The sequence below is a fragment of the Oceanidesulfovibrio marinus genome, from assembly GCF_013085545.1.
GTDB lineage: Bacteria > Desulfobacterota > Desulfovibrionia > Desulfovibrionales > Desulfovibrionaceae > Oceanidesulfovibrio > Oceanidesulfovibrio marinus.
On sequence record NZ_CP039543.1, the window covers coordinates 502,080 to 516,083 of the forward strand.

General features: G+C 63.7%; 14 protein-coding genes and 1 tRNA gene. 7 read left to right on the top strand and 8 right to left on the bottom strand.

Features of this window, described 5'->3' with window-relative positions:
- Positions 1 to 172 precede the first annotated feature (172 nt).
- From E8L03_RS02275 to E8L03_RS02285, 3 genes are all read right to left on the bottom strand, one after another.
- Positions 173 to 592 carry a MauE/DoxX family redox-associated membrane protein gene (locus E8L03_RS02275; protein ID WP_144305545.1) on the bottom strand — a complete coding sequence of 140 codons (420 nt, stop codon included), beginning with the start codon at positions 590 to 592 and terminating at the stop codon, positions 173 to 175.
- Positions 593 to 609: 17 nt separating this feature from the next.
- Complete coding sequence (locus tag E8L03_RS02280; RefSeq protein WP_171266452.1) at positions 610 to 1,098, bottom strand: rhodanese-like domain-containing protein; 489 nt, start codon at positions 1,096 to 1,098, stop codon at positions 610 to 612.
- Between the two features lie 97 nt (positions 1,099 to 1,195).
- On the bottom strand, positions 1,196 to 2,542 hold the full coding sequence (locus tag E8L03_RS02285; protein WP_171266453.1) for an FAD-dependent oxidoreductase: 1,347 nt from the start codon (positions 2,540 to 2,542) through the stop codon (positions 1,196 to 1,198).
- A 471-nt stretch (positions 2,543 to 3,013) separates the two neighbouring features.
- Here E8L03_RS02285 and E8L03_RS02290 point away from each other — a divergent pair, with 471 nt between their 5' ends.
- Positions 3,014 to 3,253 carry a hypothetical protein gene (locus tag E8L03_RS02290; protein ID WP_235896596.1) on the top strand — a complete coding sequence of 80 codons (240 nt, stop codon included), beginning with the start codon at positions 3,014 to 3,016 and terminating at the stop codon, positions 3,251 to 3,253.
- 81 nt (positions 3,254 to 3,334) lie between these two features.
- Here the strand turns inward: E8L03_RS02290 and E8L03_RS02295 are convergent, their stop codons facing one another.
- Both E8L03_RS02295 and E8L03_RS02300 read right to left on the bottom strand, forming a co-directional pair.
- Positions 3,335 to 3,934, bottom strand: coding sequence for a short chain dehydrogenase (locus E8L03_RS02295; protein WP_171266454.1), 600 nt, complete (start codon positions 3,932 to 3,934; stop codon positions 3,335 to 3,337).
- A 381-nt stretch (positions 3,935 to 4,315) separates the two neighbouring features.
- Positions 4,316 to 4,391 (bottom strand) — tRNA-Lys (locus tag E8L03_RS02300).
- Between the two features lie 53 nt (positions 4,392 to 4,444).
- Here E8L03_RS02300 and E8L03_RS02305 point away from each other — a divergent pair.
- Positions 4,445 to 6,310, top strand: coding sequence for a protein-disulfide reductase DsbD family protein (locus E8L03_RS02305; RefSeq protein ID WP_171266455.1), 1,866 nt, complete (start codon positions 4,445 to 4,447; stop codon positions 6,308 to 6,310).
- A gap of 174 nt (positions 6,311 to 6,484) precedes the next feature.
- Here the strand turns inward: E8L03_RS02305 and E8L03_RS02310 are convergent, their stop codons facing one another.
- Positions 6,485 to 7,504 carry a GGDEF domain-containing response regulator gene (locus E8L03_RS02310; RefSeq protein ID WP_144305551.1) on the bottom strand — a complete coding sequence of 340 codons (1,020 nt, stop codon included), beginning with the start codon at positions 7,502 to 7,504 and terminating at the stop codon, positions 6,485 to 6,487.
- 124 nt (positions 7,505 to 7,628) lie between these two features.
- Positions 7,629 to 8,849 carry a M24 family metallopeptidase gene (locus E8L03_RS02315; protein WP_171266456.1) on the bottom strand — a complete coding sequence of 407 codons (1,221 nt, stop codon included), beginning with the start codon at positions 8,847 to 8,849 and terminating at the stop codon, positions 7,629 to 7,631.
- A 194-nt stretch (positions 8,850 to 9,043) separates the two neighbouring features.
- Between E8L03_RS02315 and E8L03_RS02320 the strand changes: the two genes are divergently transcribed.
- From E8L03_RS02320 to E8L03_RS02340, 5 genes are all read left to right on the top strand, one after another.
- On the top strand, positions 9,044 to 9,454 hold the full coding sequence (locus E8L03_RS02320; RefSeq protein WP_171266457.1) for a CoA-binding protein: 411 nt from the start codon (positions 9,044 to 9,046) through the stop codon (positions 9,452 to 9,454).
- Positions 9,451 to 9,918 carry a YkgJ family cysteine cluster protein gene (locus E8L03_RS02325; RefSeq protein WP_171266458.1) on the top strand — a complete coding sequence of 156 codons (468 nt, stop codon included), beginning with the start codon at positions 9,451 to 9,453 and terminating at the stop codon, positions 9,916 to 9,918. The genes E8L03_RS02320 and E8L03_RS02325 overlap by 4 nt, the downstream gene beginning before the upstream one ends.
- Before the next feature lie 3 nt (positions 9,919 to 9,921).
- Entirely contained in the window at positions 9,922 to 10,746 is an 825-nt protein-coding gene (locus E8L03_RS02330; protein ID WP_144305555.1) for a DnaJ domain-containing protein, read from the top strand.
- Positions 10,747 to 10,752: 6 nt separating this feature from the next.
- A complete protein-coding gene (locus tag E8L03_RS02335) occupies positions 10,753 to 11,877 on the top strand; it encodes a heterodisulfide reductase-related iron-sulfur binding cluster (protein WP_171266459.1) in 1,125 nt (374 codons plus the stop codon).
- A gap of 240 nt (positions 11,878 to 12,117) precedes the next feature.
- Positions 12,118 to 13,314 carry a PQQ-dependent sugar dehydrogenase gene (locus E8L03_RS02340; protein WP_171266460.1) on the top strand — a complete coding sequence of 399 codons (1,197 nt, stop codon included), beginning with the start codon at positions 12,118 to 12,120 and terminating at the stop codon, positions 13,312 to 13,314.
- Positions 13,315 to 13,434: 120 nt separating this feature from the next.
- Here E8L03_RS02340 and E8L03_RS02345 read toward each other — a convergent pair whose 3' ends face one another.
- A complete protein-coding gene (locus E8L03_RS02345) occupies positions 13,435 to 13,884 on the bottom strand; it encodes a metal-dependent hydrolase (RefSeq protein WP_144305558.1) in 450 nt (149 codons plus the stop codon).
- Positions 13,885 to 14,004 lie beyond the last annotated feature (120 nt).

Genomic DNA, 14,004 nt, shown 5'->3' on the forward strand with positions numbered 1-14,004 from the left:
CTCGCGCTCTCCCTTCCTAAACTTTTCAATTAGGGCGCTTTTGCAAGTTCTTTGGCATGAATGAACGCCATGGATTTTAAAAAGCCCAGTGGAAAGTCTTTGGAAAGGGGGCGTGGGGGAAGAACCTTTCTACCAGAAAGGTTTGCCCCCACATTCATCCGTGTATTTCTCTTTATTTCTGCGACCGCCGGCCGGTCCAGACGGCGGCGAGGCCGAGGACGAGGAAGCCGGTATCCCGCGTGAGGTACCAGGCCATGGACTCGGCTCCGGCCTCGGGAGTGGTGACGAAGCAGCCGCAGTTGACGTCGATGCCGCGGACGGCGTTGACGGCCAGGGCGGCGAGGAAGACGAGGAAGAGGAGGTTGGCCAGGAGCAGGGCGCCGCTGGCCCAGCGGTTGAGCAGCAGGAGGATGCCGAGGGTAAGCTCCAGCCACGGCAGCCAGACCGCGGCCGGGTTGACCAGGACGTCGGGCACAAGCCGGTAGGCGCGGATAATCTGGGCGAACTGGTCCGGATGGAGGATCTTGTCCCAGCAGGCGGCAAGGAAGATGCCGGCCAGGATGACGGTAAGGACGCGGTAGACGGCGTACATGGTCGGAGCGGGCCGGATTATTCCGTGGGGGCCGGGCCTTGCTCGGTGGGCAGGCCCTCGTTGTTCCACAGGGTCCAGCCGTTCTCCAGCACGTAGACGTTGGCGTAGCCGGCGCTGCGCAGCTTGTCCGCCAGCTTTGTGCTCAGCTCGCACAGCGCGCCGTCGCAGTAGGCGATGAGATTCTGCGCCTTGTCCAGCCGGGGGCGGTATAGCTCCAGGGCGTAGTCGAACTCGTCCGGCGAAAAGGGCAGGGCGTTCTGGATGTGGCCGTTCTCGTACTCCCAGTCGGAGCGGGCGTCCAGGAACAGGGCGCGGCCGGACATGGAAAGCACGAGGGCGTCCTTGAGCGCGATGGTGCCGTTGGCGTCGGAGACCTGGACCACGCTCTCCTTGGCCTGGAGAACGGGCAGACCGCCCGGCCGCAGGACGTTGACGGTGAACGCGACGGCGGCGGAGAGGACAAGGATGAAAACGGCCTGACGCAGGGCGGTGCGGAATCTATGCATAGGGCAATAGCCTCATGGGGTTATGGAGTGGAATAGGGGCTGGTGTACCCCATGTACGGCAGCCGTCAAGCCTTTGCCTGGATGTGCGGGGCAGGATTTACGAAAGTTTGTCGCACCAGGCCTGGGCTGCGACCTGGACCGGATCCCACGGGCTGGACAGGGGCGGCGTGTAGCTGAGGTCCATGGCTGTGAGCTCGTCCACGCGCTGTCCGGCATGGATAGCGGCGGCGCAGATGTCCACGCGCTTGGCGACCTCGGCCCGGCGGCTGCCCACGATCTGCGCGCCGAGGAGCGCGCCGGTCTGTGGATTGCCGGTGATGCGTACGTGCATGGGCGTGGCTCCGGGGTAGTACGCCTTGTGGTCCGTGCACTCCACGTCCACGCTGCGGGCCGGGACGCTGTGTAAGGTTGCGTCATGGTCGTTGAGCCCGGTGCGGGCGATGACCAGGTCGAAGACTTTCACGGCCTGGGTGCCCAGGGTGCCGGCATAGTGCGCGTCGCCGCCCACGGCGTTTTCTCCGGCAATGCGGCCCTGCTTGTGCGCTGTGGTGCCGAGGGGCAGATAGACAGTTTTGCCCAGCAGCCGGTGGTATGTCTCCACGCAGTCGCCGGCGGCGTACAGGCCGGGCACGCCGGTTTCCATGCGCTGGTTCACGGCGATGGCCTTGCCTGCGCCAAGGGATGCGCCCGCGCCCTGGGCAAGGTCGGTGCTCGGTGTTGCGCCGGTGGCCACCAGGACCATGTCGCCGTACGCCTCCACACCGCGGCCCAGAACGAGCAGGCCCGAGCCTTCCTGCTGGATGGACTCCACGGCCACGCCGCTGAATATGGAGACGCCGTGGCGCACAAGCTCCTGCGCGATGAGCGAGCCCATGTCCTCGTCCACGGTCTTGAGCACGCTGGGGGAACGGCCGGCCAGGAAAACCTTGATTCCCCGCCGGGTCAGCGCGTCGGCCATCTCCAGGCCGATGTACCCGCTGCCCACGATGACGGCGGATCGCGGCTCCCGTTTCTCGATGAACTCGCGAATCGCCAGACCGTCTTCCATCCAGCGCATGGTGAACACGCCTGGCAGGTGGAGCCCTTCGATGGGCGGCCTGAGCGATTCGGCGCCCGTGGCGACCAGGCAGGCGTCGTATTCCAGGATATCTTCGTGGCCGGCTGGATTCACGGTCGTAACGGTTCTGGCCTGCGGATCGATACGCGTGGCCGTCGTGCCGGTGCGGATGCGGATGCCGGCGGCAAGAAGCTCTGCCCGCGTGCGGTGTGCGAGCATGGACGGCTCGGGCGTCTCGCCGCTGACCAGGAAGGGCAGGCCGCAGATGGAGTAGTTGGGGTAATCGTCCTTGAGCAGCAGGGTCACGTCCGCCGCGTCGTCCAGTTGCCGGGCGCGGAGCGCGGCGCTGATGCCGGCATCGCTGCCGCCGATGATGAGGAATCGCATGGGCGTTGCCTTGCCAAACGTTAGGGGGAAATAACCGGGCGGCGCTATCCACGCCTCCGGAGTCCTGTCTGTACCGAGGCCCGCACCAGACCGCGACGTCCTGTGCGAGCCGTCTGATAGTGTCGCGGATTACGCAAGTTTATGCGAGCGTTTCTTTGTCCGGGTGCCGCGGTATCAAGCCTGGCGCGGCGGATTTGACCACGGAAGCGGCTTCCACACCCAGAGAGTCTGGGGGCGTCCGTTTGGCAAGCGGATGGGTCAAGTTGATTCTCTGTTACAGGAGTCACTTGTTCGTCACGCGGAGTTGGCGGTCGGGTACGCGATGAACCTGCAAAAATGCTTGCCTGGTAATAATTGAGTGCAATATAGTGGATGCCAAAGAGGCGGGGAATACCCACTCATATGTTGTTTGTCTCGCAAGGAATGTGGAACGCCTTACGCGGCGGTGAACTCCAAAGAAAGGAGGGGCTCATGGAGTACACGGAATCCGACATCCCGGTTGAGATCAAGCATGGAGAGTATTTGATTCTTGGCGACGGCGCCTATCTGCGCTGGGAATCCAACGGGGAGGCCAAGAACGTCTTCCTAGGGTCAGGGTTCGAGGCCGACACGGAAATCTTTCCCGGCAACACCTGGGAGTTCAGCAACAGCGGCAAGAAGTACAGGCTGACCGCCAAGTTCGAGGACGCGCTGCTGGTCGAACAAATCTGAAGCGTGAATCGCCATACGCAAAAGCCCACGGTCCTTTCTGCGGATCGTGGGCTTTTTGGCGTGCAGGGGGGCGGAGGCACCTTAATCCGTGGGCTGGATCACTGCGCCGTTGGCGTCGCCCTCCACGGATTGCAGGTACATCTGGGCCACGTCCTTGGCCGTCATGCCGCTGGAGGAGTCCATGCCCATGCGTTCCATGGTCTCCTTGATCCATCCAGGACTGACCGCGTTGATGCGGCGGCCGCCGGTCATCTCCAGGGCCGCGGCGCGGGCGAATGAGTTGACGGCGCCGTTGACGAATGCGACGGCCGCCGTGCCGGGGATGGGCTTGTCGGCCAGCACGCCGCTGGTCAGGGTGATGGAGCCCTTGTCCGACAGTCGGCGCAGAGCAGTCAGGGCCGCGTCCAGCTGTCCGAGCAGCTTGCTGCGCACGCCCACCATGAGCTGCTCGTGGCCGAGCTTGTTCAGCGGCGCAAAAGCGGCGTCGCCAGCCGCGATGACCACGTGATCAAAGGGGTCGGTGTTGTCGAAGAAGCTCTCGATGGAAGCCAGGTCCGTCATGTCCATGGGCGGAGTGGATTTGCGCGAGACCGGGACAACGTCGTAGCGATCTTGCATGGCGGCCACGATGTTCGAGCCGATGAGGCCCGTGCCGCCGATGACGATGACTCGTTGTGCCATGTGTCGTCTCCTTGCGGGGAAGGTTTTGGGATCAGTGCGGGATAATACCGCAATCCCCGGGCCGGTCCAACCCTGCGGCGGAAGATTTCGTAAAGGTCTTCAGCGGGGGCTTCTGCAAAGAATTCTGGAGCCGCATCCGATGCGGCAGAAGCAAGGCCCCGGAACAATCCACTCTTCCACAGGTTCCGTTGCCTAGCCTGCAGGGGCGTGGTAGTTTTTCGGGATGATCGCTCCTGGCGTCATACGCCAGGGCGGGTTGAGCGAAAACGGACAACAAGAAACGAATGGCAATGCGGAACGATACTTATTTCGCCCACGCGAGGGCTGCAGACGCCAAAGAAAAAGGGACCTGCGATTTCTCGCAAGTCCCTGGAATATCTCTGGTGGGCCATCAAGGAGTCGAACCTTGAACCAACGGATTAAGAGTCCGCTGCTCTGCCAATTGAGCTAATGGCCCGTGCTGAGGAAGAGACTTTTAGAGAGTCATCGCCGATCTGTCAAGGAAAAGTCATGAAAAAAATTTTTATTTTGTCGATAGTCGTGTTCTGGGCGCTGCTGGCGCCGCTTGCGGGCAGTTCCAGCGCTCTGATGCGGGCGCCTGTGGAGGCGCGTTGGGAGCTGTTTTCACGCTCCGGCGGCGACCTTCTCGGCGTGCTCGTGGTCACGCCCGAGGACGGCTCCTACATATACGGCCACAAAAAGGGTCCCACAGGCCTGCCCACCAAGCTCAGCGTCACCACCCAGCCCCAGGGGCTGGCCGGCGATGTGGTCTACCCTCCGGGTATCAAGAAGCCAGACGCCTTCAATCCCGACCTCATTGTGCCGGTGTACCACGAGGAAACGCGGCTCTTCGTGTCTTTGCGCGCGCCGAAGGACGGCGGCGAGCTTGCCCTCTCCGGCCAGCTGGAAGGACTGGCCTGCACGGACAAGGCGTGCTTTCCGCTGAAGAAAACGGTGAATGCGACATTCCCGGAGACGTCCGCCATGGCCGCGGCCTCGGAGCAACCGTGGTGGGCCAAGGCCGAACCGCTGCTGCAGGCGGCCGGAGCAAAGCCGCTGGAAGCGGGAGCGCCCACGCCGGCGCCGGCCCCGGACCATCCCCAGGCTGAGACGGCGGCCGAAACCGTTGCCGCTGCGCCGGTCGTGGCCTGGGACTTCACCCCGCGCTACATGGAGCCGCAGCTCGAAGTGACCTCGCTGGCCAAGGCAATGATCCTGGCCCTGCTCGCCGGGCTACTGCTCAACGTCATGCCGTGCGTTCTGCCGGTGGTGAGCCTGAAGCTCTCGGCTGTCGTGGCGGTCTCGTCCATGGACTCCCACGGCGAGCGGCGGCGCTTTTTCCGTGAGCACAACATCTTTTTCGCGGCCGGCATTCTGGTCTACTTCCTCTTCCTGGGCCTTGTGCTGGGCTCTCTGGGCATGGCCTGGGGCGAGCTGTTCCAGAGCCAGAAGCTCGTGCTCTTTCTCGCGCTCTTTGTCTTTGCCATGGGCCTCAGCTTGTTCGGCGTGTACGACCTGCCCATAGTGGACCTGAAAGCCACCCGCGGCATGGATCAGAACCCCAGGAGCCAAGCGTTTTTCACCGGGCTCATGGCCACGCTGCTGGCCACGCCGTGCAGCGGGCCGTTTCTGGGCGGCGTGCTGGGCTGGGTGCTTTCCCAGGGCGCGACGCACATCGTGCTGGTCTTCCTGTCCATCGGCGTGGGCATGTCGCTGCCGTATCTGCTGATGGCTGTCTGGCCGCGGCTGGTGCGCTACTTCCCCAAGCCCGGCCACTGGAACATCCAGCTGGAGCGCATCGTGGGCTTCTTTCTCATGGCCACCACGGTCTACCTGCTTGGCATTCTCTCCGAGGAGCTGCAGACGCGGGCGCTGGTCGCCGTGCTGATCACCGGCGCCGGTGCGTGGATATGGGGGCAGTGGACCTCGCTCTCCGACTCCCCCAGGCGGCGGCTCTTCGTCCGTACGGTGGCCATTCTCGTGGTGGCGTGCGGCGTGGCCTGGACAATCTACCCGCGGCAGAACATCCGCTGGCCCGAGATCGATCTGGCCGAGTTCAACGCGAACTTGGGCGAGCAGACCATGATGCTGGACTTCACGGCGGACTGGTGCCCCAACTGCAAGGCGCTGGAGGCCACGGTGCTGACGGACTCCACCGTGCAGCGCTGGGAGCGCCGCTACGGCCTGCGTTTCTACAAGGTGGACCTGACCCTGCGCGATCCGGGCGAGATGGATCTGCTGGCCGCGCTGGGCAGCAAGTCCATACCGGTGGTGGCCGTGTTCCCCAAGGGCGACAAGTCCGGCAGTCCGATCGTGCTGCGCGACCTTTTCACCAAGGCGCAGATGGAAGATGCGCTGAAGACGCATCTGCAATAACAACCGCACCACGGAGCGGCGGGCCGGGCTGGAACGTCCGGTCCGCTGCAATGTGTGGAATCTCGCAAACTCCCAGATAGATATGATGGATGGCGCGCCAGGGGCGCGTAGCAGACGCCCAGGGCGGAAGAGGGCGGCGGTGGGTCTGTGCGGCCCGCGTCGTAGTGGGCAGGATCAGCCCAGGACGACCTTGTTCCGGCCCAGCTCCTTGGCGCGGTAAAGCGCCCGGTCTGCGCGGAGCATGAACTCTTCCAGCGAGATGAGCGAGGCTTCCGTAACGGCCACGCCGATGGAGATGGTCAGATGAATGTGGTAGGTGCGCGGCGCGGCGTCCGGCTCGTCGTCAAGTACAGGATTTTTCCTGGACACTTCGTCCAGCGTGAACGTCGCCTCATCAATGGACTCCCGCAGGCGCTCCGCCACGGCCATGGCCTCTTCCTCCGTGGTCTCGGGCAGAACCAGGGCGAACTCCTCGCCGCCGATGCGGCCAAAGATGTCCACGTCGCGGAGCTGCTTCTGGCAGGCCTCGGCCAGGGTGCACAGGGCTCTGTCGCCCACGAAGTGGCCGTAGGTGTCGTTGATGTCCTTGAAGTGGTCGGCGTCCAGAAAGAGCATGGCGATGGGCCGCTCGTAGCGGGTGGCGCGGCTCAGCTCCCTGGCCGCGACCTCCATGAAGTGCCGGCGGTTGTAGATGCCGGTGAGCTCGTCGCGGATGGCCAGCTCCTTGAGTCGGTTGTTGGCCTGGCGCAGCCGTCCGGCCATGTCCAGCAGCTCGCGCTCCCGCGCCTTGCGGTTCTCGGTTTCCTCTTTCAGACGGAGGCTGGAGCGCACGCGTGCGCGCAGCTCCACAGGGTCCACAGGCTTGCGCAGAAAGTCCGTTGCGCCGGCGCGGAAGGCCCGCTCCAGGGCGGCGGTGTTGTCGTCTGCGGTGACGATGACAACGGGGATGTCATTCAGGTGCGTGGCGCCGCGGATGATACGCGTGGCCTCGATGCCGTCCACGCCAGGCAGGTGCAGATCCATGAGCACGAGATCAACATCGGACTCCACGGCTTCGAGGTCTCTGCACTGGAGGATGTCGAAGGCTTCCTGGGCGTTGGAGGCCTCGGTGATGTCGTAGTGGCCGGCGCTGCGAAGAATGGTCGTAAGGATGAGGCGCGAGCCCTCGGAATCGTCGATGATGAGTATTCGCACGGTGTTTCGTTTATTGAACCGCTGTCATGGTAAAAAGTGTAAAGAACACGGCGCAATGACGTATCCTTGGAAAATCATTGGCTCCCATCGTATGCAATGTCAATGAGAATGTAACTCTGTCATGCTATTCCAGACAGATGATCTCGTAACGATCGCCCGTGATGCAGACGCCGCCATTGGCCGTGATCTCGAAGGTGTTTTCCACGCCGACCATGCCGAGGCCTTCGATGCCTATCTTCGGCTCCAGGGCGAAGACCATGCCTTCCTCGAAGGGCGCGTCAAAGCCCTTGGCGATGACCGGCCACTCGTCGACAAGCAGTCCGATGGAGTGGCCGAGGAAGGGCACCTTGTTCGAGCCCAGGGCCATGAACCCTTCGGCAAAGCCGGCCTTCTCGGCCATCTGCAGGCTTGTGGCGTAAATCTCGGAAGGTATTCCGCCCGGACGCAGGTTCTCGGCCGCGTACTGCTGCACCTGCACGCACAGGTCGTGCGCCCGCGCCACCGTGTCGGGAATGCTCGCCCGCGTTCCGGACCAGTACACCTGTGTCTTGTCGGTCTGGTAGCCTTCCAGACAGAAACCGATGTCGCACGCCAGGGGTTCGTTCTGCTTCCACACAGCCCCGGCATAGCCCATGTACGGCACGGCCGGATGCTCGCCAATGAGACCCACGGGACCATTGAAGTGGCTGGGATAGTTGGCGCTTTCACCAGCGGCCACGTGGCCCAGGAAGATGTCCTGGTCGGACATGCGCAGGTTGCCGGAGTGGCCGAGCTCGAAGAACACCTCCCATGCCTTGTGGGAGATCTCCCGCTCGCTCATGCCGGCGTGAATCCTGCCCGGGAGCATCTGGTAGAGCGATTGGTAATGGCGCGCGCCGGCCAGGCGCAGCTTGGTGAGCTCCCACTCGGTCTTCACGGAGCGGGCGCGGTTCAGGGCCAGGTCCCCATTGCAGAACTCCACGTCGGGGAGGCGGGAGGTGAGCAGCTGCGCCAGGCTCCACGTCAGGCCGGACATCTCGGCCCCGCATACTTTGCCGAGGGGGCTGCCGGCCTCCCTGCACAGGTCCGCGAGCTGGGAAAAGGAGCGGTACTCCAGGATGTTCTGAAGCGAAGACTCCAGCCGGGCGCGCTCCACGCCGCGCCGCAGCAGCAGCACCGGCTCGCCGTCCTGCGGCAGCCACAGCACGCCTGCTCCCAGGGTACCGGCCAGGTAGTATAGGTTCAGGCGGGAGAAGACGAGCAGGCCCTCGGCTTTGGGGCAGATATCGGCTAGCGCCGTGCGTACCCGGTGTTGCCGCAGGGCGAGCTCTTCCGCGTCTATGCGTTCAGCAGGCTTGAAAGTCATAAGGAATCCGGTCGATTAGGGATTAAATGTAGTAGGATTAATAAATTGTTTAACAAAAACCTTGTAGGATATCCGCGCAAGGAAGGCAATGCGGAGCGCATTCACCTGTGAGCCCGGCAGGTTGCGCACCGAAGGCGGCCAGTGTACTAGAAAAAAAGATCGACCGACGAAACATATACCGTGCAGGGGCGGCCATGTTGGATTTCAATAGCATCAAGGACATTCTGGCGCAGTCAAAGACCATCGCGGTCATCGGCGCCAAGGACAAGACATCGCAACCCGTGGACATGGTGGGGCGCTACCTCATCTCCGCGGGCTTCAACGTCATACCCGTGCACCCCAAACGGCAGAATGTCTGGGGGCTCAAGACATATCCCAGCATCAAAGATGTCGAGGAACCCGTGGATATTGTTGATCTCTTTCGTGCCTCACAGTTCTGTCCGGACCACGCGCGGGAGGTGCTGCAGCTTGCACAACCGCCCAAGCTGTTCTGGATGCAGAGCGGCATACGCAGCCCGGAAGCCGAAGAGCTCCTTGCCGGCACGCCCACTCAAGTGGTCTCCGACGAGTGTCTCATGGTCGTGCACAGGAGACTTTTTCGATGAGTCTGGAGGTTTTTGCCTGCGCCATGTGCGGACAGTGCTGCGAGGGTGAAGGCGGCATCGTGCTTTCCAGAAAGGACGCCGCGCGCCTGGCTGAGCACTTCGGCATGGCAGTGGAGGAGTTTCTTGCGCAGTACGCCATGGTCCAGGGGGGCAAGCACCACCTAGCGAGCAACGGCCAGGGGGCGTGCGTGTTCTATGAAAAGGACCGCGGCTGCGCCGTGCATCCTGCCCGGCCGGATGTGTGCCGCGCCTGGCCCTTCTTCCGCGGCAATCTTGTGGATGCCGGGAGCCTGGCCATGGCCAAGGAAGACTGCAAAGGAATCCGCAGGGATGTGACGTTCGCGGAGTTTCGCAGCAGCGGCGTGGCCTATCTCCGGGAAAAGGGGCTGGTGAGCTCGGACCCCGACGCCGGCAACGCCCTGAATCTCGATTTTTCAGAAGCAGACGGCGCAGACAAGGGTTAGCGGGTGACGCTCAAGCAAGCCTACTCCCTGCTGCGGGTCAAACCCGAAGCAAGCCTCGTGGAGGTCAAAAGCGCATTCCGGCGCATGGCCTTTGAGCTGCATCCCGACCTGCATCCCGAGAACTCTTCGGCGTCGCGCGATTTTCAGCGTGTCAACGAGGCGTACGTCATCCTCAAGGAGCACCTGGAAGGCGCCGGCGGCGATGCCGAGCGCAAAGCCAGGGAGCAGGCCGAGGCCAAGGCCAAAGCGCAGCAGACCGCCGACGCCGAGGCCCGGCGCCGCGCCGAGGAGCAGGCAGCCAAGGCCCGCGCCAAACAGGCCCGACAGACCGCCTCCAAGGAACACACCGTGAATCGCGAGGAGGTGCTGCACACCATCCTCAAAGACCCCTTTGCCAGGCAGGTGTTCGAGGACATCTACCGCCAGGTGCGCGAGACCCACGGCAGGGAGCCCGGACAAGCCTCGCCCATGGCCGGAAAGCAACCGGTCCGCAAGACGCGCCGGCCCAAACCGGTCAAGCGCATCGACGTGGAGTGGGGCGACTCCAGACACTCCGTGGACATGAGCAACGGCATGGGCACGGCCGTGAAGAAGTGGTTCCGCGGCTGGCTGGACGAGACCCAGACCGTGCACCTGCCGCCGCAGAACCTCCGGCCCGGAGCGCGTTTGCGCCTGCAGATCCATCACGGCCTTTCGGGCAAACCATCCACCGTGGAGGTCACGCTGCCGCCGGACTTTGCCGTGGGCCGTCCCATCCGCCTGCGGGGCCTGGGGCGCAAGGTCGGTGGCCTGAAGGGCGACCTCTATCTGAAAATACTTGCGGGGTGATCGGTCGTGTCATCCATCGATCCCATTCGTCAGAACCCGGCCCTGGCCGACGAGCTGTCCAAAGAACTGGACACCGTGCGCGAGACGTGCACGTCCTGCGGCGCCTGCGTCAAGCACTGTGCGTTCCTCAACAAGTACGGCGATCCCTTTACCATCGCCGGCCGTCTGCGCTCCGGCTCCATCACCGAGGCCGTGGCCTTTGAGTGCAGCCTGTGCGGCCTGTGCGAGGCCATATGCCCCCAGGGCGTGCAGCCCGCGCGGATGTTCCTGGCCATGCGGCGCAGCGCCGTGGATAAAGGCGTTGCGGAAATGAAGCCGTACCGCCGGCTGCTCTCGTACGAGGCGCGGGGTCACTCCCGGCTGTTCGCGCACTACGCCATCCCGCAAGGCTGCGACACCGTGCTCTTCCCCGGCTGTACGCTGCCCGGCACGCGTCCGGCGGCCACGGCAGCGCTGACCGCTCGCCTGCACGAGCTTGTGCCGAACCTCGGCGTGGTGCTGGACTGCTGCCACAAGCCCTCGCACGACCTGGGCCGGCAGGAGTTCTTTGCGATGCGTTTCGGCGCTATTCGCGAGCGGCTGCTCAAGGCCGGCGTCTCCACCATCCTGACGGCCTGCCCGAACTGCACCAAGACGTTCCGCGCCTATGGCGACGGGCTGGAAATCCGCACGGTGTACGAGCTCCTGGCCGATGCCGAGGGTCCGGCGCCGGAGCGATCGGCCGTGGAGGTCATGGTCCACGATCCCTGCCCCTTCCGGCATGACGAGCCCGTGCGCGCGGCCTCGCGCAAGCTGCTGGAGGTCAGGCGGCTGGGTGTGCACGAGCCCAAACGGACCGGCAGGCGCACGCAGTGCTGCGGAGAGGGCGGCTCGGTCGGCTGCGTGGACGCGGCCCTGGCCGACAACTGGACGAGCAGCCGGCTGGAGCAGTCCGAGGGGCTGCCCATCGCGGCCTCCTGCGCCGGGTGCGCGGCCATGCTGCGCCGCGCCGGGGCAGACGCGCACCATGTGCTCGATCTTTACTTCCATCCGGTCGAGACGCTCTCCGGCACCATCAAGCCGTCCGGTTTCCTGGCCGGATACCTCAACCGCCTGCGCTACAAAAAGAAGCTCAAGAAGACCATCCGATAGCGTTTCCTCCGTCCATATTTTTGGACAATGCGATGCGGCGGTATGGCGCTTTGTGGCCGTGTCTCACGCGTCACCCTGCACGCCACATGTGGTGCATCCGTTCCAGGATTTGGCCTGGGGCCGGGTCAACTCCCCGACATATTCCCACTCTCCTTCTTGATACCAGGCACGGCGCGCCGCTATTGTTGCAAAATGGGAACTCAACGGCCCACGCCGGGCCGTCTACAATGGAGGGGAACCGTGAAGCGATTCATCGCGTTGGGTATTATCTGCATGGGCATTATCCTGGCTGTTTCGTGCGGGGACAGTCAGACATACGCCTGGGACTGTCCGCAGGACACCGGCATGGAGGCGTTCGTGCCCTCGCCGCGCCAGCCCACGGCCGAACGGATACAGCAGCTTCGGCTGCCGGATGGCTTCCGCATTGACATTTTCGCGCGTGATCTGGGCCACGCCAGGATGATGGCCGTGGATTCGGACGGCGCCGTCTACCTGACCACGCCGGACCAGAATCGCGTCCTCGTGCTGCGCGACACCAACGGGGATGGTGCGGCCGACGACGTGCGGCCTCTGTTCCGCAATCTGCCCAGGGTCCACGGCATCACTATTCACGAGGACCGCATGTACCTGGCCTCGCCGACCACGGTCTGGCTGGCCCGGCGGCAGGGGGATACCTTTGCGGACCCCAAGGTCATTATCGACGACCTGCCGCGTGGCGGCCGCCACCCCAACCGTACCCTCGGCGTCGGCCCGGACGGCAAGCTCTACATCTCCGTGGGCAGCTCGTGCAATGCCTGCGAGGAGCAGAACAGCGAGCACGCCACAGTCCTGCGCGCCGAGCTCGACGGCAGCGATCGAGCCATTTTTACCGAGGGCTTGCGCAACACCATCGGCTTTGACTGGCATCCGGATACGCAAAAGCTCTGGGGCATGGACCACGGCTCGGACGGCCGCGGCGACAACATCCCGCCCGAGGAGCTGAACCTGCTGGCGCAGGGCAACCACTATGGCTGGCCGTGGGTCTATGGCAAGAACCAGCCGGATCCGGTGTGGGAGCGGGAACAGCCCGAAACTGTGTCCAGATTTCTGGACGAGACGACACCGGCGACGCTGACATACCAAGCGCACAGCTCGCCCCTGGGTTTCGTGTTCTACAACGGGGACATGTTCCCGGAGAAGTATCGCACAGGAGCCTTTGTGCCGTTCCGCGGCTCCTGGAACCGCTGTCCGCCCACGGGGTACAAGGTCGCCTTTGTGCAGTTCGATTCCAATGGGCAGCCCACCGGATTCGAGGATTTTGTCACGGGATTCCTGATGGATGACGGGCGTACGCAGTTTGCACGGCTGGCAGGCATCGCCGTGGCAAAGGACGGCGCGCTGCTCGTGGCCGACGACTCCAACGGCGTTGTCTACCGCATCAGCTATCAGGGCAAGTAGTAATACGCCACGGGTTCGATCCGCAGTCGCGCAGTCAGGACGCTCCCGACAAAGAGATCGGGCGAGTCATTTCGGGCGTTTCCGACGCTCCGGGAGAGGCGAACGCGCGGAGTGACGGGCTTAGAACTCACGATCCAGCGCGAGGTGGGAGAAGTAGCCCACAACAGCCGCGCCGTAGAAGGGCAGCAGGACGCGCACGGACGGATGGAGCGCGAAGTGCGCTGCGCCGAGGATGACCGCGGGCACCAGCAGCATGGCCCACCACGTGTGCGTCCAGCCGCGGTGGTTGTCCAGGGCCGGAAGCATGGCCACCAGGCCGACCACGGCGGCCCACTGCCACTGACCCATGATCATGAGCCCGATGTCCACCACGGCGAGGATGCCGTAGAAGAGGCCGCGGCCCTTGGAGCTCGTGTCTACATCCGGAAAGAGTGCGGCAAGACACGCCGTGGCGAGCAGAGCGGCGCCGGAGAACAGGTCCGGCTTGTAGAGGCCGAGAAAAAAAGCGCCGGTGAAGGCGCCGGCGGCGAGGACGGCCCCGCCGGTGAGATGCACTTTGTATCCAGGCATTGAGAATCCTTGAACCGTATTTTTTCCAGAGTGTTACGGAATATGGAGAGAAAGTCTAGGGTTTGATTTGAAAGTATCTAATCTATTGAAAGAATGAAATTTCTTTAAAACGTCATGGTT

Bases quoted from the DNA above. Each gene is read 5' to 3' on its own strand.
- E8L03_RS02285 (WP_171266453.1), bottom strand. From the start codon at position 2,542: ATGCGATTCCTCATCATCGGCGGCAGCGATGCCGGCATCAGCGCCGCG.
- E8L03_RS02290 (WP_235896596.1), top strand. From the start codon at position 3,014: ATGGAGTACACGGAATCCGACATCCCGGTTGAGATCAAGCATGGAGAG.
- E8L03_RS02280 (WP_171266452.1), bottom strand. From the start codon at position 1,098: ATGCATAGATTCCGCACCGCCCTGCGTCAGGCCGTTTTCATCCTTGTC.
- E8L03_RS02320 (WP_171266457.1), top strand. From the start codon at position 9,044: ATGTTGGATTTCAATAGCATCAAGGACATTCTGGCGCAGTCAAAGACC.
- E8L03_RS02305 (WP_171266455.1), top strand. From the start codon at position 4,445: ATGAAAAAAATTTTTATTTTGTCGATAGTCGTGTTCTGGGCGCTGCTG.
- E8L03_RS02315 (WP_171266456.1), bottom strand. From the start codon at position 8,849: ATGACTTTCAAGCCTGCTGAACGCATAGACGCGGAAGAGCTCGCCCTG.
- E8L03_RS02275 (WP_144305545.1), bottom strand. From the start codon at position 592: ATGTACGCCGTCTACCGCGTCCTTACCGTCATCCTGGCCGGCATCTTC.
- E8L03_RS02345 (WP_144305558.1), bottom strand. From the start codon at position 13,884: ATGCCTGGATACAAAGTGCATCTCACCGGCGGGGCCGTCCTCGCCGCC.
- E8L03_RS02295 (WP_171266454.1), bottom strand. From the start codon at position 3,934: ATGGCACAACGAGTCATCGTCATCGGCGGCACGGGCCTCATCGGCTCG.
- E8L03_RS02325 (WP_171266458.1), top strand. From the start codon at position 9,451: ATGAGTCTGGAGGTTTTTGCCTGCGCCATGTGCGGACAGTGCTGCGAG.